We start from the raw sequence: 19,577 nt of genomic DNA, 5'->3' as shown, positions 1-19,577 counted from the left end.
CTAGATCATGGTTGGCATCACCCCGCAAGCCACGACTTGAGTTCGAAATCCGCCGGCATTTGCAGGAAGAAACAGGTGACGCGCGTCAGCAGGTGAGTGACGTGTCCCTTGCCGGTCAGGTCTTCGAGGTAGACGAGATCGCCGGGCCCGATTGCCTCGCTCGACCCATCGGCCATTTCGGCGCGGATGTTGCCTTGAAGGTTGATCGTGAAGGTCTTGAAGGGGGCGTGGTGCCAATCCTCGACCCCGGGCTCCATCACGGTTAACACGACCGACTCGACCGGCAGCGGCTTGTTGTGCATCGGCGGCACCGGCACTTTCTCGATGTGCGATTTGCCGTCGGGCGTGGCGAAGACGTGGAAGATCCGCGCCTGTCCGGCCGCGATCGTCTGGCCGACGGCGGCCTGGGCCAGCGCGAACGGCGCGATCGCGCCGGCGGTGACGGCCTGGCGACGGTTGAGCTTCATGGCATCTCTCCCTTTTTGGTGTCGAGGAGAGCGTAACCCAAACCAGACCTTTCGACTATGCGTGAACCCTACTTCCCACGAGCGAAGGGGCCTGCATCCATCGACATTGGCCGCATGGCGGCCGCGCTCGCCCAGCTCTTGTTCGGCTTGGCCGCCATGACGAAGTGGAGTTCACCGCCGGTCACGATCTCCCCATGGCGGATGAAGCCGCGGGTCAGCGGGCGGCCGTCGAGCATCACCGAACCGACATAAGGATGCGCGTCGTCGAGATGATCCGCGACGATCGTGAAGGTCTTGCCATTGGGCAGATGGAGCGTCGCACGCTTCACGAACGGCCGGCCGATCACATATTCCAGGCTGCCGGGGGTAACGGGGTAGAAACCGAGCGCGGTGAAGACCAGCCAGGCCGACATCTGGCCGAGATCGTCATTGCCGGCCAAACCATCGGGCGTCGGCTTGTACTGGCTGTCGACGATCTGCCTGAGTCGCTCCTGCGTCCGCCACGGCGCGCCGGCATAGGAATAGAGATAGGCGACGTGGTGGCTGGGCTCGTTGCCGTGGATATATTGGCCGATCAGCCCGGATATGTCCTCGGCATGCGAATAATCGAGCTTGCTCGTGTCGAAATCGAACATCGCGTCGAGCTTCGCGATCGTCGCCTTGTCGCCGCCGAGCAGCCGGACCAGCCCGGCCTGATTCTGCGGCACGAACCAGCTATATTGCCACGCATTGCCCTCGGTATAATCCGATCCGTAATTGATCGCGGCGGGATCGAACGGGGTGCGGAACTGCCCGTTCGAGAGCCTGGCCCGGAGCCAGCCGTTCTTGACGTCGAAGCTGTTGCGCCAATTGCCGGATCGTTTGAGGAACGTCTCGTAAACATCGGACCGACCTAACTTTTTTGCCATCATGGCGATGGTCCAATCGTCATAGGCATATTCGACCGTCTTCGACGCCGCCTCGGGCTCGCGATCGATCGGCACGTAGCCGAGCTTCATATAGTCGGCGAGCCCGCCATAGGGGCCGTAGGTGGCGCTCGCGACCATCGCATCGAGCGCCTCGTTCGGATCGAAGCCCTTGATGCCCTTGAGATAGGCGTCGGCGATGATCGGGACGGCATGATAGCCGATCATCGTCCACGTCTCGCGTCCTTGGAATTGCCAGACCGGCAGGATGCCGAATGGGCTCTCCTTGCGGCTTTCGACCAAAGATCGGATGAAATCGGCATTGGTACGCTCGGGCTGGATGAGCGTGAGCAAAGGATGCTCGGCGCGGAACGTGTCCCACAGCGAGAAGGTCGAGCGGAAGGTGAAATCCTGCGCGATATGGACCTGATTGTCGGGCCCCCGATAGCGCCCGTCGGCATCGCTCGCGACCGAGGGCGCCAGCAAGCTATGGTAGAAGGCCGTGGCGAGGCTTTTGCGTGTGGGGGCGGGGGCGGCGATGTCGACCACACCCAGCGCTTGCTCCCACGCAGCCTTCGTATTGGCACGGATCGTGTTGAAATCGGCCGGTTCACTGGCAAGGTTGGCGATCGCGCCATCCTCGTCGACCGATGAAATCGCGACCTTCACTTCGAGAGGGTGATCGAGCGTGCCGAAATCGAAACGTGCGACGATCGCGCGGCCGGTGCGCTCGGCCAGATCGTCGGTACCGCGCCCCGGGCCCTGAAAGCCCTTGTAGGCGATGTCGGTCTCGGTGCTGACGAAGGCATGGCCGGTCAGCGGTGCCGAAAAGCGCATCGCGAAGCAGAGCACGCGATCGGGCGCCCAGCCGCGCGTCTGGCGGCAGCCGGTGACGGTGCCGTCGGGCCGCAGCCGGATCGACGACCACAGCACCTTGCCCGGATAATTGTAGAGAGAGGTGCGCAGATCGAATACCAGATGCGCCTTCGCGCCCGGCGCGAAGGTGTAGCGGTGCGCGCCGATGCGGGTGCCCGCGGTCAGTTCGGCATGGACCCTGGGATCGATCAGATCGACGGCGTAGTAACCGGGCTCGGCCTGCTCATGCGTATGATCGAAGCGCGATCGGTAGCCGGCCGGCTCCAGCGACACCGCCTCGCCCGACACCGGCATGATCAGGAAATCGCCCAGGTCCGAATGGCCCGCGCCTGAAAAATGGGTGTGGCTGAAGCCCTGGATCGTCTTGTCTTCGTAGCGATAGCCCGCCGCCCATTTGTAGCAGGCGCGGATCACGCAACTCGTGTCGGTGTCGGGGCTGAGCTGCACCATCCCGAACGGCGCGACCGCACCGGGGAAGGTGTGGCCCTCGCCGCCGGTGCCGACGAAGGGATCGGCGTCGGTGTAGGTGGAGGCGGCCGCAGGAGCGGAGAGTGCGAGCGCCAGAGCAAGAGTGATCCGCATCGCCCCGATCCTTCCCGTCGCCCCTGCGGAGGCAGGGGCCTATCTCTCTATCAACGCCCACCATCTCTATTCGCGAGAGACATGGGCCCCTGCCTTCGCAGGGGCGACGGGTTAGCCTAGTCTAGCCAATGCCGCTCTAAGCCGCTCCGCCTCGGCAGACTTCGCCGCATGATCCTCACGCGCCTTCGCGACCGCCTCGGGCTTGGCCTTCTCGACGAACGCCGGGTTGCCCAGCCGTCCCGCCAGCGACGCCGCTTCCTTCGCCGCCGCCTCTGCGCCTTTGGCGAGACGCGCACGTTCGGCGGCCAGATCGATCACGCCTTCGAGCGGGAGCGCGAAGGTCGCCTCGTCGACCACCACCTGTGCCGCACCGGTGCCGGTGAAAGCCGAGAGCTGGATCGACTCCAGCCGCGCCAGACGCGAAAGGGTGGCCTGTTGGCGATCCAACCGCCCCGCGGTCTCCGCCGACGCATCGCTCACGAACAAGGGCAGCTTCGCCCCCGGCGGCACGTTCAGCTCGGAGCGCGCGGCGCGCACCTCTTGCACCAGCCTGATCAGCCACTCGATCTCGGCGCTCGCCGCCGGATCGATCGCGCGCGCATCGGCCATCGGCCAGGATGCGAGGATCAGGTCATGCTCGCGGTCGGCAAGCGCATGCCACAATTCCTCGGTGATGAACGGCATGAACGGGTGGAGCAGGACGAGAATCTGATCGAGCACCCAGCCGGCCACGGCGCGGGTTTCCACCTGATCCCCCTCCCGCTCGCGGGAGGGGTTAGGGGAGGGGCTATCCGCGGGGGAAATCTCCGAAATGTCAGGCCCTCCCCCGACCCCTCCCGCAAGCGGGAGGGGAGAGAGGACCGGCTTGATCAGCTCCAGATACCAGTCGCAGAACTGATCCCACACGAAATGGTAGATCGTGTTCGCGGACTCGTCATAGCGCAGATCGGCGATGGCGAGGTCAAGCGCCTGGATCGTCTTGACCGTCTCGGCAAGGATCCACTTGTTGACCGCGAGCGTCGCCACCGGCGGCTCCAGCGTGGCCGATCCGCCGATGCCGTTGGCCTGGGCGAAGCGCGCGGCGTTCCACAGCTTGGTCGCGAAGTTGCGATAGCCCTCGACGCGCTTTTCATCGAGCTTGATGTCGCGCCCCTGGCTCTCCATCGCGGCGAGCGTGAAGCGCAAGGCGTCGGCACCGTATTTGTCGATCAGGCCGAGCGGATCGACCGTATTGCCCTTCGACTTGGACATCTTCTGCCCGTGCTGGTCGCGGACCAAGCCGTGGAGGTAGAGCGTCTTCCACGGCTTTTCGCCCATGAAATGAAGACCCTGCATCGCCATCCTCGCATCCCAGAAGAACAGGATGTCGAAGCCCGAGATGAGCACGTCATTAGGGTAGTGGCGCTTGAGCGTCTCGCTCTCGTCGGGCCAACCCAAGGTGCCGAAAGGCCACAGCGCGGACGAGAACCAGGTGTCGAGCACGTCCTCGTCGCGCCGGATCGGCTTGTTGCCGGCCTGCTGCTGCGCCTCGTCCTCGCTCTCGGCGACATAGGCATTGCCGTCGGGATCGTACCAGACCGGGATCTGGTGACCCCACCAGAGCTGGCGGCTGACGCACCACGGCTGGATATTTTCCAGCCAGTTATACCAGGTCTTCTTCCACGTCTCGGGAACGACGCGGATGTCGCCCGATCGCACCGCCTCCAGCGCCGGGCCGGCGAGCGTCTTCGCGTCCACATACCACTGATCGGTCAGCCACGGCTCGATCACCACGCCCGAACGATCGCCATAAGGCGTCTGGATCACGCGATCCTCGACCTTTTCGAGCGCGCCGGCTTCCTCCAGCAATTTGACGACGAACGCGCGCGCCTCGAACCGGTCTACGCCCACCAGATCGGCCGGGATCAGCCCGTCGGCGGTCTGCGTCACCTTCGCCTCGGCATCGAGCATGTTGAGCATTTCGGCCGGCCTGAAGCCCGCGCGCTTGCCTACCTCGAAATCGTTGAAGTCATGCCCCGGCGTGATCTTGACCGCGCCCGATCCGAGCTCGGGATCGGCATGCTCGTCGGCGATGATCGGGATGAGGCGGCCGGTGATCGGCAGGCGCACCTGCTTGCCGATCAAGGCGGTGTAGCGCTCGTCGCTGGGGTTCACCGCGATCGCCATGTCGGCCAGCATCGTCTCGGGCCGCGTCGTCGCGACCGAGATTGTGCCCGTGCCATCAGCGAGCGGGTAAGCGAGGTGCCAGAACTTGCCGTTCGTCTCCTTGGTCTCGACCTCGAGATCGGAGATGGCAGTGCGGAAATGCGGGTCCCAATTGACCAGGCGCTTGTCGCGATAGAGCAGGCCCTGGCGATAGAGCTGGACGAAGACGCGAGTCACCGCCTTGGAGAAATGCGGATCCATCGTGAACTGCTCGTTCGACCAGTCGCACGAGGCACCCAGCCGGCGGAGCTGGCGCGTGATCGTGCCGCCCGATTGGCGCTTCCATTCCCACACGTGATCGAGGAACGCCTCGCGCCCCAATTCCTGCCGGGTGAGCCCTTGGCTGGCGATCGTGCGCTCGACCACCATCTGGGTGGCGATGCCGGCATGATCGGTGCCGACCACCCACAGCGCATCTTTGCCCTGGAGGCGGGCGTGGCGGACGAGGATATCCTGCAGGGTCACGTCGAGCGCGTGGCCGATGTGGAGCGATCCCGTCACGTTGGGCGGCGGGATCACGATGGTGAAGGGCTCGGCCTCGTCGCGCGCGGGGCGGAACGCACTCGTGCTTTCCCAATGGGCGTACCAGCGGGCCTCGATGCCGGCAGGGTCGAAGGTCTTGTCGATCGTCATGATGCGGGCGTCCTTAGAGGCCCGCGATCAAGCTTGCACCCCCTGTTGGTGCGAAGGCGCCGCCTGCGTGGTCACCTTCGTGCCATATTTGTCGATGCTGCGCGGGATCCAGGCAAGCAGGCAGGCGAGAATCAGGATCGCGAGCACGATCCAAAGGCCATTCACGTCCTTGCCGTTGGGGAGCTTCATGGCCGGCAGATATGCGCCAACGAGCCGCGCGGCCGCAAGTCTCCCCAACGCGATCAGGCCGCCGTGCCGAGATAGGCCACAAGATTGTCGAGCGTCGCTGCCGTGCCGGTCTGGACGCCCATTTGGACGAATTGGTCTAGATGCTCGGCCGAGGAGCAGACGATCTCGACGGTCATGCGGGTGCCGCCGCCGGTCGCCTCCAGCATGACGCGCCCGATCGCGCCGATCGCATCGAACACGATCCGCTCGTTGGCCACGATCTCGTGGTAGGTGCCGGCAAACGGCATGTCGGGATAATCGTGCACCGTGAAGGCGAAGGCGCCGCCGACGCGCAGATCGATCTCGCAGCGGGTGAGCGGCTTGCCGGTCGAATCCCACCAGTGGGTGAGATGTTCGGGCCGCGTCCAGGCGGCGAAGACGGTCGCGGGATCGACCGCAAAATCGCGCGTGAAGCGAATCGTATGCGCGGCGCGGTCGATCTCGAAACCGGAGGTGCGTTCTGTGGTCGCCGGCATCCTATGTCTCCTTTTGCGTCATCGTGGCGAGGTGGCGGTCGAGATTGTCGAAGCGACGGTCCCAGGTGGCGCGGAAATGCTCCAGCCAGTCGGTCAGCTCGCGCATCGCCTCCGGCTGGAGCCGGCGTGGCCGCCGCTGCGCATCGCGCCCGCCTTCTATCAGCCCGGCCTGCTCGAGCACCTTGAGATGGCGTGAGATGGTGGGCTGCGAGAAACCGAACGGTTTGGCGAGTTCGGACACGCTCGCTTCGCCCAGCGCCAGCCGGGCGAGGATTGCGCGCCGGGTCGGATCGCCAAGCGCGGCGAAAGCGCGGTCGAGTGATTCGATAGCCATATGGCTATATAGCTAAATTGCTATATAAAAGGCAATGACTTCGTCGCCCCTGCGGAGGCAGGGGCCCCATGTCTCCCGCAACGAGAGCTGGCACGATTGGATAGAGCGATGGGCGCCTGCCTTCACGGTTCCCGCCAAAGCGATACTTTGGCGAGGTCCCTGCACGGGCGACGGGATTATTTCGCCGACAAGACCCGTCGATCGAGGAAATCCTCGATCGTCTTCCACACGTGGAGCTGCGCACTGCTGGTGAAGGCGTGGGTCTGGCCGGGATAGACCATCAGCTCGAACTTCGTGCCTGCCGCCTGCAGCGCCGCGTACATCGCGGTGCCGTTGTCGAACACCACATTGTCGTCCGCCATGCCATGCAGCATCAGCAAGGGATCGGCGATCTTCGCCGCGCCGCCGATCGGGTCCGATGCCTTGTACGGCGCGGGATCGATCGCAGGATTGCCCAGGTAACGCTCGGTATAATGGGTGTCGTACAATTCCCAGCGGGTGACCGGCGCGCCGGACACGCCGGCGGCGTAGGCGCCGGGCGCGGCTTGCAGCAGCTTCAAGGTCATCGTGCCGCCATAGGACCAGCCGTAGACCGCGATACGCCTGGCATCGACGAAGCTCTGGCCCTTGAGCCATTGCAGGCCGGCCAGCTGGTCCTCGACCTCGACCGTGCCCATCGCATGATGGATGCCGTCCTCGAACGCCTTGCCGCGATCGGGCGAGCCGCGGCCGTCGATCGAGAAGACCGCCCAGCCTTTCGAGACGAGATATTGGTGGAGCGGCACGTCGCGCCCGCTCCATTGCTCGGTCACCTGCCGGCCGGCGCCGGGGCCGTTATAGACCTGCACGAACACCGGGAAGGGGCCGGGGCCCGCCGGGCGGATCAGCTTGGTGTGGAGGGTGCTGCCGTCGGCCGCCTTGAGCGTCCCGAAGGCGGGTTTGACGAAATCCGCGAGATAGGGCGCGAGCGGGTGATCGCCCGCGACCTTGTTCTCCTCGATCCACGCCAGTCGCTTCCCGGTGGCATCGGCGAGATAGACCTGGCTCGGCTGGAGCGGATTGGAGGCGGTGACGAGCGCGCGGGTCGCGCCGCGGTCCATCACCGCGTCGCTCCACCAGCCGGTGTCGGTCAGCCGCTCGGGCGTGCCGCCCTTGAGCGGTACCCGGTAGAGTTGCTGGCCGATCGCGTCGTCGCGGTTGGCGATGAAATAAACAAGCTTGGCGTGCTGATCGACGCCGATCAATTTGGTCACCGCCCACGCGCCGCGCGTGATCGGGGTAAGCTGGCCCGCCTGCCAATGATAGAGATGCGCGAAGCCGCTGCGCTCCGAACCCCAGATCAGGCTGCCGTCATTGAGCGCGCGGAAATCATTGTTGAGGTTGATCCAGGTCTTCGCGCTCTCGCTTAGCACGATCTTGCTGGCGCCGGTCGCGGGATCGACCGCAAGCAGATCGAGCCTGGTCTGTGCACGGTTCTCGCGCTGGACGTAGAGAATCTTGCCGTCGGGTGCCCAGTTGACCCGGGCGAGATAGATATCGGCATCCGCACCGAGATCGACCTTGACCCGCTTCGACCCATCCGGCGCGATGACCCACAATTCGACCGCGACATTGTGCGAGCCCGCGGCGGGATAGCGCTGTTCGAACAGCTTCGTGCCGTCGGCGCCGATCGCGGCGCGGGTGACGATCGGCACCTTGGCCTCGTCATAGCGCTCCACCGCCACCGCCATGTCGCCCGGCGCCCACCAATGGCCGACGGTGCGTGCCATCTCTTCTTGCGCGACGAACTCGGCCGAGCCCCAGGTGACCGTGCCGCCACCATCGGGGGTGAGCGTGTGATCCGCGCCGCTGGCAAGATCGATCACATGAAGGTTCTGATCGCGCACGAACGAGACATGATGGCCGGCGGCCGAGATATGCGCATCGAGGACACCCTTGGTGCCCTCCAGCCGCCTGGCCGATCCATCGAGGCCGGCGACGAACAGTTCGCCATCGATCGGCACGAGGATCGATTTGCCGTCGGGTGCCCAATCGTACGCGACGATGCCCTTGGTGCCACCGATCCGCCCGCGCTCGCGGCGCATCTTTTCCTCTTCGGACAAGGCCGCACCCGATCCGAGCTTGGCACTGTCGACCAGCATGCGTGCCTGCCCACTGCTCGTGTCGATCGCCCACAGATCGTAGCGGTCGCGATCGTCGGGGCGGTTGCGCAGCAAGGTCGCAAGCGTGCCGTCGGGCGACAATTTCACCTCGCGCGGCGCCACCCCCGACAAAGCCGGGCTGCCGAAGATGCGCTCCAGGGTAAGCCGGGCGGCGGGCGAGGCGGTGGTGATGGTCATGGCGAGAGCGGCCGTCAGAAGCTTGTGCATGCCGGCTTTTAGCGTCCCCGCATCGTTCCGCCACATCTGTCTTGGCTGTGCGTTTTCAGAACCTTTCAACCGGTCCGTTCGTCCCGAGCAAAGTCGAGGGACGCTGCGCAACGCTCCTTCTCGTCGCGCTCGACTTCGCTCGACACGAACGGAAGGTTTTGCATTCCCTCACGCGCGCTGCCGTTCTAGCAACCCGCTACCCCCAGACAGGAACCGCTATGCGCACGATCGCCGCTTTACTCGCTGCCACCATCCTGACCGCGCCGGCTTATGCGGCCGAACCCGTCTTCGATGCCATGCGCGTCAGCCAGGATGTGAAGACGCTGTCGAGCGATGCCTTCGAAGGCCGTGGGCCGGCGACGCGTGCGGAGGCGAAGACGATCGACTTCATCACGACGCAGATGAAGGCGGCTGGCCTCCAGCCCGGCGGTCCCGGCGGCAAGTGGACGCAGGACGTGCCCCTGCTCATGTCCGATATCGTCGGCACGCCGAACATCGCGCTCCATATCGGGGGCACCGTCCGCCCGCTGACCCAGGGGCAGGAGATCGCGGCGCGCGCGGCGCTCAACGGCCAGACCAGGGTCGACCTCAAATCCGCGCCGCTCGTGTTCGTCGGCTATGGCGTGAAGGCGCCCGAGCGCGGCTGGGACGATTTCAAGGGCGCCGATCTCAAGGGCAAGATCATGGTCGTGCTCGTCAACGACCCCGATTTCGAAGGCGGGGAGGGCGATTTCGGCGGCAAGACCATGACCTATTATGGCCGCTGGACCTACAAATATGAGGAAGGCGCACGGCAGGGCGCGGCGGGCGTGCTCGTCATCCACGAATATGCGCCGGCCTCCTATGGCTGGGCGACGGTCAAGAACAGCAACACCAACACGATGTTCGATATCGTCCGCGCCAAGCCGATGGCCGAGCATGTGCCGCTGGAGGCGTGGATCCAGCGCGATCTCGCGGTCGATCTGTTCAAGGCGGCGGGGATGGACTTCGACGCGATGAAGAAGGCGGCGCAGAAGAAGGATTTCAAGCCGGTCGCGCTCAACGCGACGCTCGACGCCTCTTATGCCGTGAAGGCGCAGACGATCGTCTCGCACAACATTCTCGGCCGGCTGCCCGGCAAGACCCATCCGAACGAGACCGTGATCTATTCGGCGCATTGGGATCATCTCGGCATCGGGCAGCCCGATGCGAAGGGCGACCGCATCTATAACGGCGCGCGGGACAATGCCTCGGGCATCGCCAGCCTGCTCGAACTGGGCCGGGCCTTCGCGCATGCACCGCGTACCGATCGCTCAATCGTCTTCCTCGCGGTGACGGCGGAGGAGAAGGGACTTCTCGGCTCCGAATATTATGGCGCCAGCCCGGTCTATCCGCTCGCGACCACCGCCGGCATGTTCAACATGGACAATATGTTCGGGCAGGGGGCGGCGAAGGACTTCACGATCTCCGGCGTCGCCAAGCTGGGGCTGCTCGATCTGCTGGTGGCGGAGGGCACCAAGCTCGGCCGGGTCTATTCGCCCGATCCGCGGACCGAGACCGGCGGCTTCTACCGCTCGGACCATTTCTCGATGGCCAAGCAGGGCGTGCCGGCGGTGTCGTACAAGCCCGGCATCGATCTGGTGAATGGCGGCGTCGCGCGCGGTCGTGCGCTGGGGGACGCTTATACCAAGGATCGTTACCACCAGCCGGCCGACGAGTGGAGTGCCGACTGGGATCTGTCTAGCGTCGGACCGGATCTAACCTTGCTCTACAATGCCGGACGTGCGCTGGCCGATAGCCGGAGCTGGCCCGAGTGGAGCGCGGATGCGGAGTTCAAGGCCAAGCGCGACGAGACGGCCGGGCAGCGGAAGTAGTCTCCGTCACCCTGAACTTGTTTCAGGGTCCACCAAGCATCCGCACCGTCCGTGCGTGTGGCCCGGTGGATGCTGAAACGAGTTCAGCATGACGAAGAGATTTTGTTCGGATAGAATTATTGGACGAACAAGAAAAAAGCCGGCCCGCACATCTGCGGACCGGCTCTTGAACCGTCTCGAGAAACCCGGCCCTTAAGCGCTGGTCTTCTCGCGATTGTCGCGCCGCTCGGCGATACGCGCCGACTTGCCGGTACGGCCACGCAGATAATAGAGCTTCGCGCGACGCACGACGCCCTTGCGGACGACTTCGATCGAATCGATGTTCGGCGAATAGAGCGGGAAGACGCGCTCGACGCCCTCGCCGAACGAAATCTTGCGGACGGTGAAGCTGCTGCCCATGCCCTTGTTCGAACGCGCGATGCACACGCCTTCATAGGACTGAACGCGGCTGCGCTCGCCTTCGACGACTTTCACGCCGACCTTGACGGTGTCACCGGGGCGGAATTCGGGAATTGCGCGCTTGGCGGTCAATTCGGCGATATTCTCCGCCTCGATCTGCTGGAGGAGGTTCATCTCAATCTTCCTTCTCGTGCCGCGCGCCAGAGGGAGGCTGGACCCGAACGCCACCGTGGCGCTCCCATAGGTCCGGTCTCCGTGACCGTGTATCGATCTCGGCCTGCGCCTTGCGCCATGCCGCGATCTTCGCATGATCCCCCGATCGCAGCACTTCGGGGATCGTGCGCCCTTCCCATTCGACAGGTCGGGTATAATGCGGATATTCGAGAAGGCCGCTTTCGAAGCTCTCTTCATCTCCGCTGGAAGGCGCGCCCATTACGCCGGGAAGCAGCCGAACGCAAGCATCGAGCACGATCAGCGCGCCGATCTCGCCGCCCGACAAGATGAAATCGCCGATCGAGACGAGTTCGATCGGGCGCGCTTCGAACAGACGCTCGTCTATCCCTTCGAACCGGCCGCAGATGATGGTGACGCCCGGGCCGTTCGCCAGTTCGCGCACGCGCGCCTGGCTGAGCGGCGCACCGCGTGGACTCATGGCGAGGATCGGGCGATCGTCGGCGACGCTGTCGAGCGCCGACGCGAGGACGTCGGCGCGCATGACCATGCCCGCGCCTCCCCCTGCCGGCGTGTCGTCGACCGAGCGGTGCTTGTCGGTGGCGAAGTCGCGGATCTGGATCGTCTCGAGCGACCATTTCCCGTCGCCCATCGCCCGGCCCGCCAGGCTGAGACCGAGCGGGCCGGGAAACATCTCCGGATAGAGGGTCAGGACGGTGGCGGCGAAGCTCACGGTTCGATGCGACGCGCGATCAATTCGGTCAGCACGACCACGATCGCGCCTGCGATCGGCATGGCGCCGATGAACAGGCCCCACTGGATCACCACCCCGCCTTCGCCCGAGGCCGTCAACAAACCCGCGATCATCGCGGGCGGCACCAATACGATCAGGATCTCGGTCACGCGCTTGGGGCGCCCGACCATCTTGCGCTTGAGCATGCCGACAACGCCATAGGCGATCAGCACGAGATAGATCAGGACGATCATCAGGAAGAGTGTGTCGAGCGTCATGCGAGCGTCCAGTTCTCGACCTTGAGGCCGGGTATGTCGGCGAAACCGCCTTCGTCGGCCGTGATAACGGTCAAATCGAGCGAAAGGGCATGCGCCGCGATCAGCCGATCGAGCCGGGCGCGTTTGAACGGTAGCCGGGCATAGGTCCGCGCCGCCGCCTCGTCGAACGAAACCAGCGGCACTTCCGACAGGAAGGCATCGAGGAGGGCGATCGGCGGCGGTTTTCCGTTCGCCGATCCCATCGCAACTTCGGCAAAGGCGATCGTCGAGAGGACGATCGAGCCCTCTTCGCATTCTGCGATCCGATCGATCAGTGGCTGGCTGAGGCCATTCAGCAGATAGATCGCACTGTTGGTATCGAGCATGAAATTCACGATGGATCGCTCCGCCGATCCTTCCAGTCCGGGCTATCCCAGATCCGCGGGGCATCACCGAGTTCGCGCTCTTGGGGCGTCAGCGGCTTAAGCCACGGCGCCTTGCCGGCAAATTTGCTGACATCGATCTTGCGCTTCGGCCGATCGATCGCCTCCATCCGAAATACCGCCCGATCCTCGCGCACGATCATCATCTCGTCGCCCTCGGTCAGCCCCAGCGCCTTGGGAAGGCGCAAAGCGTAGGAGTTGCCCGACTTGAAAACCTTGGCACGATATTCGTCGCTCATGGGAGCCTCCGTATATACATTCCGTATATACTAACCCGCGAACCGCTCGTCCACCACCATTCGCTCGGCATTCCAGTCGGGAACGGCGTCGGCGCGCATCGGCACCATGAACGTCTTGCCATCGGGGCGGGCGATCTCGATCACGTCGCCCGCGCCGAAATTCTCCACCGCCACGACCTCGCCCAGCGCGGCCCCTTCGGGCGTCACGCAGGGCAGACCGATCAGATCGGCGTGATAATATTCGCCATCCTCCAGCGGCGGCAAAGCCGAGCGCGGGACTGTCAGGGCGGTGCCGCGCATCCTTTCGGCGGCGGTGCGATCGGGGATTTCGGCGAAGCGGGCGATCAGGCCGCGCAGGCTCTTGATCGTCAGCGTGCCGTCGTTGAAACTGCGATAAGGCGCCAGATCATCGGTGAAGAGCTTGAGCTTCACCTCGCCGCCGATGCCGTGCGCGCCGGCAATGGCGGCAAGCGTCACCGTCCGCTCGCCGCCCGCCGCCGCCGGCTCAGCCTTTGGCGGAACCTTCGGTGGGGGGGCTGGCGCCGTCGGCGCCTTCGGCGGGTGCCTGGGCGGACTTGCCTTCGTTGAAGAGCTTCGTTCCGTCGGTTTCGGCATCTTTGGCGGGAGCCTCAGCGGACGGGGGAGGTTGAATGGCCATGGCGCGTCTCTTTATCCTTTGGGAACAAAGAGAACGCGCGGATCATGTCCGGGTGCCAGGAAACGTGCCCGAAAATCAGGCGGTCGCTTCCTCGATCGCCTCGGCGACGACTTCGACCGTCTCGGCTTCGGCCGCGGCATTGGCTTCGGCCAGCTTGGCAGCACGCTCTTCGGCGCGCTCCTTGGCCTTCTCGCCCGGAACACCCTTGCTCGGGTTGGAACGGGCAGCACGCTCCTTGATGCCGGCGGCATCGAAGAAGCGGGCGACGCGATCGGTCGGCTGCGCGCCGACCGACAGCCAATGCTTGGCGCGCTCGGTGTCGAGCACGACGCGCTTGGCGTCATCCTTGGCGAGGAGCGGGTTGTAGGTGCCGATCTTCTCGATGAACGAGCCATCGCGCGGCGAGCGCGAGTTCGCGACGACGATACGATAATAAGGACGCTTCTTGGCGCCACCGCGCGACAGGCGGATCGAAACGGACATTCTATTCTTCCTTCTACTTCAAATGGTTGTTAGCGTTTCTTCAGGAAATTCTGGAAGCCGGGGGGCAGGCCCTGCTGGCCGCCGCCGGGGCCGGGAAGGCCGGGCATGCCGCCGGGGGAAGCCCCGCGCCGCCGAGCATGGATTCGATGTCGGCCGCACCGGCGCCGCCTAATCCACCCAGCCCGCCGCCACCCTTGCCGCCGCCGAACATGGCGCCGATCTTGGCGAGGCCGCCCATCTTCTTCATCTTCTTCATCATGGTCGCCATCTCCTGATGCATCTTCAGGAGCTTGTTGACGTCCTGCACCGTGGTGCCGGATCCCTTGGCGACGCGGATCTTGCGCTTGGCGGCCATCAGTTCGGGCCTGGCGCGCTCCTTCGGCGTCATCGATCCGATGATCGCGTCCATCCGCACGAGGATCTTGTCGTCGGCGGCGCCGTTGGCCATCGCCTGCTTGACCTGCTTTACGCCGGGCAACATCGACGCAAGGCCCGACAGGCCGCCCATGCGGCGCATCTGGTTGAGCTGCGAGCGCAGGTCGTTCAGATCGAACTGGCCCTTGCTCATCCGCTCGGCGAGCTTCTCGGCCTCCTCGACCTGGATCGTCTCGGCGGCGCGCTCGACCAGGCTGACGACGTCGCCCATGCCGAGGATGCGGCCGGCGACGCGCTCGGGGTGGAAGGGCTCGAGTCCGTCGAGCTTCTCGCCGGTGCCGGCGAACTTGATCGGCTTGCCGGTGACGGCGCGCATCGACAGCGCCGCACCACCGCGCGCATCGCCGTCCATACGGGTCAGCACGACGCCGGTCAGCGGCACCTGTTCGGAGAAGTTGGTCGCGACGTTGACCGCGTCCTGACCGGTCAGCGCATCGACGACGAGCAATATCTCGTTGGGCTTCGCGATGTCGGCGACCGCCTTCATCTCGTCCATGAGCTGCTGGTCGACGTGGAGGCGGCCGGCGGTGTCGAGCAGCAGGACGTCGAAGCCCTGCAGCTTGGCGGCGCCCAATGCGCGCTGGGCGATCTGGACCGGCGTCTGGCCGGCGATGATCGGCAAGGTCGCGACGTCGGCCTGCGTGCCGAGCACGGCGAGCTGTTCCTGCGCGGCCGGGCGATTGACGTCGAGCGACGCCATCAGCACCTTCTTGCCCGAACGCTCCTTGAGCCGCTTGGCGATCTTGGCGGTCGAGGTGGTCTTGCCCGAACCCTGCAGGCCGACCATCATGATGATCGCGGGCGGGGTGACGGCGATATCGAGATCGGCGGTCTCGGCGCCGAGCATCGCGATCAGTTCGTCATGGACGATCTTGACGACCTGCTGGCCCGGCGTGACCGAGCGCAGCACGTTCTGGCCGACCGCGGCCTCGGTCGCCTTGTCGACGAAGTCGCGCACCACCGGCAGCGCGACGTCGGCCTCGAGCAGGGCGATGCGGACTTCGCGCATCGCACCGCGCACATCGGCTTCGGTCAGCGCACCACGGCCGCGCAGGCGGTCGAAGGTCGCTGAAAGCCGATCGCTCAGGCTGTCGAACATGAAGGCCTTACCTCACTCAAATTGCCCCCAACGCAAAACGAGCCGGCGGACGAAACCTCGTCGGCCGGCACACACGCTCCGCTCGGGGAGTCGTGCTTATTCGTCTCGTTCGTCGGGAACGGATGGCGGGCCCTTAACGAAAAAGCCCTGCGACTTCAAGCGCGGTGGTTGCGAGGGTCATGCCGCCGCCGGAACGTAACCGTCACAATGTCGTTAAGCGGGCTCACGCTCAAGCGAGAGGAATCACCATGCTTTGGACGATCGTCGCCATCCTGCTCATTCTCTGGCTGCTTGGCTTCAGCCTCCATATCGCCGGCGGTCTGATCCATATCATTCTCGTGGTCGCGCTGATCGTCGGTCTGGTGCAGCTGTTCACCGGGCGTCGCGTATAGCCCAATCCGTCATGCCAGCGAAGACTGGCATCTCAGGAGGTTAGGGCGCTCCCTGACATCCTGAGGCCCCAGCCTGCGCTGGGGCGACGAGTAGAATGCTTGCCGCATGTCATAAATCTGCAACCGCGCTTGTCCACGCGACGGGCAACGGTTGGAGATCGAGACATGCGGCGTTTGCGGACGGGTTTTGCGGCGATGGCGGCCGCGCTGGGGCTGGCCGGCTCGGCCGCGGCGGCACCACCGGCACCCAAGTTGATCGTCGCCATCTCGATCGACCAGTTCGCCTGGGATCTGTTCGAGAAATACCGCCCGACCTACACCGGCGGGCTCAGGCAGCTTGCCGACGGCATCGCCTTCACCGGCTATCAGAGCCACGCCGCGACGGAGACATGCCCGGGTCACTCGACCATTCTCACCGGTCGCCACCCATCGGGAACGGGCATCGTCGCCAACAACTGGTTCGACGTGAGTTCGGGCTCTTCCGTCTATTGCGTCGCGGTCAAGGGCACCGCCGATCCGGCTGCACGCGGCCCGCAGAATCTGCGGGTCGACACCTTCGGCGACTGGCTCAAACAGGCCAAGCCGGGTTCGCGCGTCTTCTCGATCTCGGGCAAGGATCGCGCGGCGATCATGATGGGCGGGCATCATGCCGATGCGGTCTATTGGTGGAATGATGGCGACGGCTTCATGACCTCGTCCTTCGCCGGCCCGGCGACGCCGGCGGTGCTGGCGCCGGCGAAGGCGTTCGACGCCGCTTTGTTCGCCAGGTGGAAGGCCAAGCCGCCGGTGCTGTGGCCGTCGACCGTTTCGGCCGAATGCGCGAAGCTCGAGCAGCCGCAATCGTTCGGCAAGATCAGGCTGTCGGGCAAGATCCCGCCCGATCAGTCGAACGGGGTCGAGACCGGCGCCAATTTCCTCGCGCGCACCGATTTCCAGGACCAGTTCCGGGTGTCGCCGATGTTCGATCCGATGATGCTCGACTTCACCGAGACGATCATCGATCGCGACAAGATCGGCCACGGCCCCGCCATCGACCTGCTCGCGCTGAGCTTCTCGTCGAACGATTATATCGGCCATCGTTATGGCGCGGGTGGGCCGGAAATGTGCGTCCAGCAGGCGGCGATCGACCAGACGCTCGGCCGGCTCATCGCCAAGCTCGATAGTCTGAAAGTGCCCTACATGATCGTGCTGACCGCCGATCATGGCGGGATCGATGCGGCCGAGCGGTCGGCGCAGCATGGGCTCGATGCGCACCGGCTCGATCCGGTCGCGTTCGTCAAGCAGCTCAACGACGCGCTGTCGAAGAAGCTCGATCTCCCGTTCGAGGCGATCGTCGGCGACGATCCGCAGCAGCTTTCGATCAATGTCGGTCCCGATGCGGCGCTGAAGGCGAAGGTGCGCGATGCGGCGGTCGAATGGCTGAAGGGGCGGCCCGAGGTCTACAAGGTCTTCACCGCCGACGAGACCATCGCCGCGGCGCCGCCCGCGGGCAAGCCGGTGACCGATCTGACCTTTGCCGAGCGCTACAACGAAAGCTACGACAAGGAACGCAGCGGCGACATCCAGGTCGCCTTCGCGGAGTATACCACGATCGGCATGCCGCGCGGGCCCGGCGATTATGTCGCGGGACACGGATCGCCGTGGGATTATGACCGGCGCGTGCCGATCCTGTTCTGGTGGCCGGGCGTGAGCGCCGATGCGCGCAAGGAGCCGATCGAGACGGTCGACATCGCGCCGACGCTCGCGGCCGTGGCGGGGATTGCGACGCCGAAGGTGGATGGAAAGTGCGTCGAGGTGGTGGCGGCGTGCAAGTAAGGCCGTTATGACCCGTTATTTCGGGCTTCCCTCATCGTGATCGCCGCTGCGAATGGCACGCTCGGGGGCGCCTTTGCGGCCGACTGCCCACATCGTGCGATCCGATATGCGGTGCGCGCGACATTCATCGATCCATGTGTCGAGCGATCGTGTCTTCATCCTCCTGCCGCCCGCCCCTGGCGGACGCCATCGCCCGCTTTGCCCGCGACCGACAATTACCGCCCGTCGCCGCGCCGGTACCGCACGGCGATCAGGAATGATCGGGATCCGATCCCTGATCTTGTCTTTCGACGTTCTTGTAGAGATCCTTGGTGCCTTGCTCCGTGCGCCGCACATCCTGACGGCTGCGACGGCTGTTGCTGATCACGACAAAGATCAACGCCAGGGCGAGCAGGATACCGCCAATTATCGCGACGAGACCGATTCCATCCATAGGTTCATCCTCTTCGGCCAGACAACGCGGAGCGAAGGGGAATGAGCCCGATCGTGAAAAGCGAAAATTTGCGGGCCCTTTACTGTGCGACGGGGGTTGAACCCGAAACAGAAAGGACTTGAGCTGATGAAACCACCTCCCGCAGGACCGAGTTCGGACCTCACCGGCGTCAATCGCGACGCGCGAGTGGGTACCCCCGCCCGCGATCCGAAGCTGGGCACGGCCGAGAGCGTGAAAGAGGCCGAGGAGGAGTCGGTCGGACGTCCGCCCGCAAGCGGCAAAATGTCGCGGACGACCTGAGGCTTGTTCTCGTGAGCGCGACGCGCAGGTCTGCAACGACCTGCCGCGATGTTTATCCCCGTGTCAGCTGCCGTTCCACGTCGGTCCACAGCGCTGCAATGGCTTTGGTCACCGGAGCGCGCGGCGCATAGACCCCGACCGGGGCATGCCGATCCGCCATCTGCTCGACCGCGCTGGCCATCGGGATGACATGCTGGTCCGGCGCGCCCTCCAGCGCCGACTTGTGGGCGAGACGGCGGCGGTCGACCAGGTTGAACACCGGCAGCACCGGCGGCGCGCCCTTCTTGCGGCCGCCGAGGTGGTGGATCAATTCATCGGCCGCCCGGGTCGATAGCGCCGAGGGAATCAGTGGCAGCAGGATCAGCGAGGCGCCGCGGATGATCTGCTCGGCGGTGACGCCCAGCCCTGGCGGGCAATCGATGATGATGCGATCGTAGCTCTTCTCCAGATCCTCCGAGATGCGCAGCAGCCTCTTCTTGCTGTCGAGCCCGGCGAACAGCAGGTCGAGCGTGCGCAGCGAGGCGTCGGCGGGGAGCAGGTCGAGGTTGGGGATGCCGGTCGGCACGATCAATTTGGTCGGCGACAGGTCGCGCTCGATCACCGCGCGCGCCTCGTCGCCACCCTTGCGCTTCGGCGCGAGGATGAAGCTCGCGGCGGCCTGCGCGTCGAGGTCCCACAGCAAGGTCCGGCGGCTGGAGAGCGTTGCCGCCGCCCATGCCAGATTGACCGAGAGGCTGGTTTTCCCAACCCCACCCTTCGAGCTGTAGACTGCGATATTTGCCATCACCGGTA

At 65.0% G+C, this 19,577-nt stretch carries 21 protein-coding genes and 1 pseudogene; 4 read left to right on the top strand and 18 right to left on the bottom strand.

The genetic code is table 11. From position 1 onward, the window contains the following. Nucleotides 1–17 precede the first annotated feature (17 nt). From AB4Z44_RS08275 to AB4Z44_RS08245, 7 genes are all read right to left on the bottom strand, one after another. Entirely contained in the window at nucleotides 18–467 is a 450-nt protein-coding gene (locus AB4Z44_RS08275) for a hypothetical protein (RefSeq protein ID WP_404713573.1), read from the bottom strand. Between the two features lie 68 nt (nucleotides 468–535). Then, the gene (locus tag AB4Z44_RS08270) at nucleotides 536–2,830 is read right to left on the bottom strand and encodes a GH92 family glycosyl hydrolase (protein ID WP_404713572.1); all 2,295 of its coding nucleotides are present in this window, start codon (nucleotides 2,828–2,830) and stop codon (nucleotides 536–538) included. A 111-nt stretch (nucleotides 2,831–2,941) separates the two neighbouring features. Further along, nucleotides 2,942–5,668, bottom strand: a complete 2,727-nt coding sequence (locus tag AB4Z44_RS08265; RefSeq protein ID WP_404713571.1) for a valine--tRNA ligase — start codon at nucleotides 5,666–5,668, stop codon at nucleotides 2,942–2,944. A 27-nt stretch (nucleotides 5,669–5,695) separates the two neighbouring features. Then, nucleotides 5,696–5,857, bottom strand: a complete 162-nt coding sequence (locus AB4Z44_RS08260) for a hypothetical protein (protein ID WP_404713570.1) — start codon at nucleotides 5,855–5,857, stop codon at nucleotides 5,696–5,698. Nucleotides 5,858–5,910: 53 nt separating this feature from the next. Next, nucleotides 5,911–6,372 (bottom strand): SRPBCC domain-containing protein, encoded by a 462-nt coding sequence (locus tag AB4Z44_RS08255; RefSeq protein ID WP_404713569.1) that lies wholly within the window; start codon nucleotides 6,370–6,372, stop codon nucleotides 5,911–5,913. Nucleotide 6,373: 1 nt separating this feature from the next. After that, nucleotides 6,374–6,706 carry an ArsR/SmtB family transcription factor gene (locus tag AB4Z44_RS08250; protein ID WP_404713568.1) on the bottom strand — a complete coding sequence of 111 codons (333 nt, stop codon included), beginning with the start codon at nucleotides 6,704–6,706 and terminating at the stop codon, nucleotides 6,374–6,376. Between the two features lie 176 nt (nucleotides 6,707–6,882). Next, a complete protein-coding gene (locus AB4Z44_RS08245; RefSeq protein WP_404713567.1) occupies nucleotides 6,883–9,075 on the bottom strand; it encodes a DPP IV N-terminal domain-containing protein in 2,193 nt (730 codons plus the stop codon). A 218-nt stretch (nucleotides 9,076–9,293) separates the two neighbouring features. On the opposite strand from AB4Z44_RS08245, the gene AB4Z44_RS08240 reads away from it, so the two are divergent. Next, complete coding sequence (locus tag AB4Z44_RS08240) at nucleotides 9,294–10,928, top strand: M28 family metallopeptidase (protein ID WP_404713566.1); 1,635 nt, start codon at nucleotides 9,294–9,296, stop codon at nucleotides 10,926–10,928. 192 nt (nucleotides 10,929–11,120) lie between these two features. On the opposite strand, the gene rplS is transcribed toward AB4Z44_RS08240, so the two are convergent. From rplS to ffh, 9 genes and pseudogenes are all read right to left on the bottom strand, one after another. Further along, the gene (gene rplS / locus AB4Z44_RS08235; RefSeq protein WP_404713565.1) at nucleotides 11,121–11,501 is read right to left on the bottom strand and encodes a 50S ribosomal protein L19; all 381 of its coding nucleotides are present in this window, start codon (nucleotides 11,499–11,501) and stop codon (nucleotides 11,121–11,123) included. Nucleotide 11,502: 1 nt separating this feature from the next. Continuing rightward, nucleotides 11,503–12,231 (bottom strand): tRNA (guanosine(37)-N1)-methyltransferase TrmD, encoded by a 729-nt coding sequence (gene trmD, locus AB4Z44_RS08230; RefSeq protein WP_404713564.1) that lies wholly within the window; start codon nucleotides 12,229–12,231, stop codon nucleotides 11,503–11,505. Beyond that, a complete protein-coding gene (locus AB4Z44_RS08225) occupies nucleotides 12,228–12,509 on the bottom strand; it encodes a hypothetical protein (RefSeq protein ID WP_404713563.1) in 282 nt (93 codons plus the stop codon). The genes trmD and AB4Z44_RS08225 overlap by 4 nt, the downstream gene beginning before the upstream one ends. Continuing rightward, nucleotides 12,506–12,874: a type II toxin-antitoxin system VapC family toxin gene (locus AB4Z44_RS08220; protein WP_404714191.1), complete on the bottom strand. Its 369-nt coding sequence runs from the start codon at nucleotides 12,872–12,874 to the stop codon at nucleotides 12,506–12,508. Before AB4Z44_RS08220 ends, AB4Z44_RS08225 begins: the two co-directional genes overlap by 4 nt. 5 nt (nucleotides 12,875–12,879) lie before the next feature. Beyond that, a complete protein-coding gene (locus AB4Z44_RS08215) occupies nucleotides 12,880–13,170 on the bottom strand; it encodes an AbrB/MazE/SpoVT family DNA-binding domain-containing protein (RefSeq protein ID WP_404713562.1) in 291 nt (96 codons plus the stop codon). A 30-nt stretch (nucleotides 13,171–13,200) separates the two neighbouring features. Next, the gene (gene rimM, locus AB4Z44_RS08210) at nucleotides 13,201–13,647 is read right to left on the bottom strand and encodes a ribosome maturation factor RimM (protein WP_404713561.1); all 447 of its coding nucleotides are present in this window, start codon (nucleotides 13,645–13,647) and stop codon (nucleotides 13,201–13,203) included. Nucleotides 13,648–13,675: 28 nt separating this feature from the next. Then, complete coding sequence (locus AB4Z44_RS08205; protein WP_404713560.1) at nucleotides 13,676–13,828, bottom strand: hypothetical protein; 153 nt, start codon at nucleotides 13,826–13,828, stop codon at nucleotides 13,676–13,678. Between the two features lie 75 nt (nucleotides 13,829–13,903). After that, a complete protein-coding gene (gene rpsP / locus AB4Z44_RS08200) occupies nucleotides 13,904–14,311 on the bottom strand; it encodes a 30S ribosomal protein S16 (RefSeq protein WP_404713559.1) in 408 nt (135 codons plus the stop codon). A 29-nt stretch (nucleotides 14,312–14,340) separates the two neighbouring features. Further along, a pseudogene (gene ffh / locus AB4Z44_RS08195) lies at nucleotides 14,341–15,845 on the bottom strand (signal recognition particle protein). Nucleotides 15,846–16,093: 248 nt separating this feature from the next. Here ffh and AB4Z44_RS08190 point away from each other — a divergent pair. Together AB4Z44_RS08190 and AB4Z44_RS08185 are read left to right on the top strand one after the other, a co-directional pair. Further along, nucleotides 16,094–16,237, top strand: coding sequence for a lmo0937 family membrane protein (locus AB4Z44_RS08190; protein ID WP_404713558.1), 144 nt, complete (start codon nucleotides 16,094–16,096; stop codon nucleotides 16,235–16,237). Nucleotides 16,238–16,402: 165 nt separating this feature from the next. Further along, the gene (locus tag AB4Z44_RS08185) at nucleotides 16,403–18,052 is read left to right on the top strand and encodes an alkaline phosphatase family protein (protein ID WP_404713557.1); all 1,650 of its coding nucleotides are present in this window, start codon (nucleotides 16,403–16,405) and stop codon (nucleotides 18,050–18,052) included. A gap of 250 nt (nucleotides 18,053–18,302) precedes the next feature. Here the strand turns inward: AB4Z44_RS08185 and AB4Z44_RS08180 are convergent, their stop codons facing one another. After that, nucleotides 18,303–18,485: a hypothetical protein gene (locus AB4Z44_RS08180; RefSeq protein ID WP_404713556.1), complete on the bottom strand. Its 183-nt coding sequence runs from the start codon at nucleotides 18,483–18,485 to the stop codon at nucleotides 18,303–18,305. Between the two features lie 126 nt (nucleotides 18,486–18,611). On the opposite strand from AB4Z44_RS08180, the gene AB4Z44_RS08175 reads away from it, so the two are divergent. After that, complete coding sequence (locus AB4Z44_RS08175; protein ID WP_404713555.1) at nucleotides 18,612–18,785, top strand: hypothetical protein; 174 nt, start codon at nucleotides 18,612–18,614, stop codon at nucleotides 18,783–18,785. A gap of 52 nt (nucleotides 18,786–18,837) precedes the next feature. On the opposite strand, the gene AB4Z44_RS08170 is transcribed toward AB4Z44_RS08175, so the two are convergent. Then, nucleotides 18,838–19,569, bottom strand: a complete 732-nt coding sequence (locus tag AB4Z44_RS08170; RefSeq protein ID WP_404713554.1) for a ParA family protein — start codon at nucleotides 19,567–19,569, stop codon at nucleotides 18,838–18,840. Nucleotides 19,570–19,577: the final 8 nt, after the last annotated feature.

It is taken from the genome of Sphingomonas sp. MMS24-J13 (assembly GCF_044905095.1).
GTDB lineage: Bacteria > Pseudomonadota > Alphaproteobacteria > Sphingomonadales > Sphingomonadaceae > Sphingomonas_I.
Note: the sequence above shows the minus strand (reverse complement) of the source record. Positions and strands in the feature narration are given on the sequence as shown.

Excerpts from the sequence above, each read along its gene's own strand:
- AB4Z44_RS08260 (WP_404713570.1), bottom strand. The coding sequence starts at position 5,857 with ATGAAGCTCCCCAACGGCAAGGACGTGAATGGCCTTTGGATCGTGCTC.
- AB4Z44_RS08255 (WP_404713569.1), bottom strand. The coding sequence starts at position 6,372 with ATGCCGGCGACCACAGAACGCACCTCCGGTTTCGAGATCGACCGCGCC.
- AB4Z44_RS08245 (WP_404713567.1), bottom strand. The coding sequence starts at position 9,075 with ATGCACAAGCTTCTGACGGCCGCTCTCGCCATGACCATCACCACCGCC.
- AB4Z44_RS08205 (WP_404713560.1), bottom strand. The coding sequence starts at position 13,828 with ATGGCCATTCAACCTCCCCCGTCCGCTGAGGCTCCCGCCAAAGATGCC.
- AB4Z44_RS08270 (WP_404713572.1), bottom strand. The coding sequence starts at position 2,830 with ATGCGGATCACTCTTGCTCTGGCGCTCGCACTCTCCGCTCCTGCGGCC.
- AB4Z44_RS08190 (WP_404713558.1), top strand. The coding sequence starts at position 16,094 with ATGCTTTGGACGATCGTCGCCATCCTGCTCATTCTCTGGCTGCTTGGC.
- AB4Z44_RS08175 (WP_404713555.1), top strand. The coding sequence starts at position 18,612 with ATGAAACCACCTCCCGCAGGACCGAGTTCGGACCTCACCGGCGTCAAT.
- AB4Z44_RS08225 (WP_404713563.1), bottom strand. The coding sequence starts at position 12,509 with ATGACGCTCGACACACTCTTCCTGATGATCGTCCTGATCTATCTCGTG.
- AB4Z44_RS08215 (WP_404713562.1), bottom strand. The coding sequence starts at position 13,170 with ATGAGCGACGAATATCGTGCCAAGGTTTTCAAGTCGGGCAACTCCTAC.
- AB4Z44_RS08170 (WP_404713554.1), bottom strand. The coding sequence starts at position 19,569 with ATGGCAAATATCGCAGTCTACAGCTCGAAGGGTGGGGTTGGGAAAACC.
- rpsP (WP_404713559.1), bottom strand. The coding sequence starts at position 14,311 with ATGTCCGTTTCGATCCGCCTGTCGCGCGGTGGCGCCAAGAAGCGTCCT.
- AB4Z44_RS08220 (WP_404714191.1), bottom strand. The coding sequence starts at position 12,874 with ATGCTCGATACCAACAGTGCGATCTATCTGCTGAATGGCCTCAGCCAG.
- AB4Z44_RS08265 (WP_404713571.1), bottom strand. The coding sequence starts at position 5,668 with ATGACGATCGACAAGACCTTCGACCCTGCCGGCATCGAGGCCCGCTGG.
- AB4Z44_RS08250 (WP_404713568.1), bottom strand. The coding sequence starts at position 6,706 with ATGGCTATCGAATCACTCGACCGCGCTTTCGCCGCGCTTGGCGATCCG.
- rplS (WP_404713565.1), bottom strand. The coding sequence starts at position 11,501 with ATGAACCTCCTCCAGCAGATCGAGGCGGAGAATATCGCCGAATTGACC.
- AB4Z44_RS08240 (WP_404713566.1), top strand. The coding sequence starts at position 9,294 with ATGCGCACGATCGCCGCTTTACTCGCTGCCACCATCCTGACCGCGCCG.
- AB4Z44_RS08185 (WP_404713557.1), top strand. The coding sequence starts at position 16,403 with ATGCGGCGTTTGCGGACGGGTTTTGCGGCGATGGCGGCCGCGCTGGGG.
- AB4Z44_RS08275 (WP_404713573.1), bottom strand. The coding sequence starts at position 467 with ATGAAGCTCAACCGTCGCCAGGCCGTCACCGCCGGCGCGATCGCGCCG.
- AB4Z44_RS08180 (WP_404713556.1), bottom strand. The coding sequence starts at position 18,485 with ATGGATGGAATCGGTCTCGTCGCGATAATTGGCGGTATCCTGCTCGCC.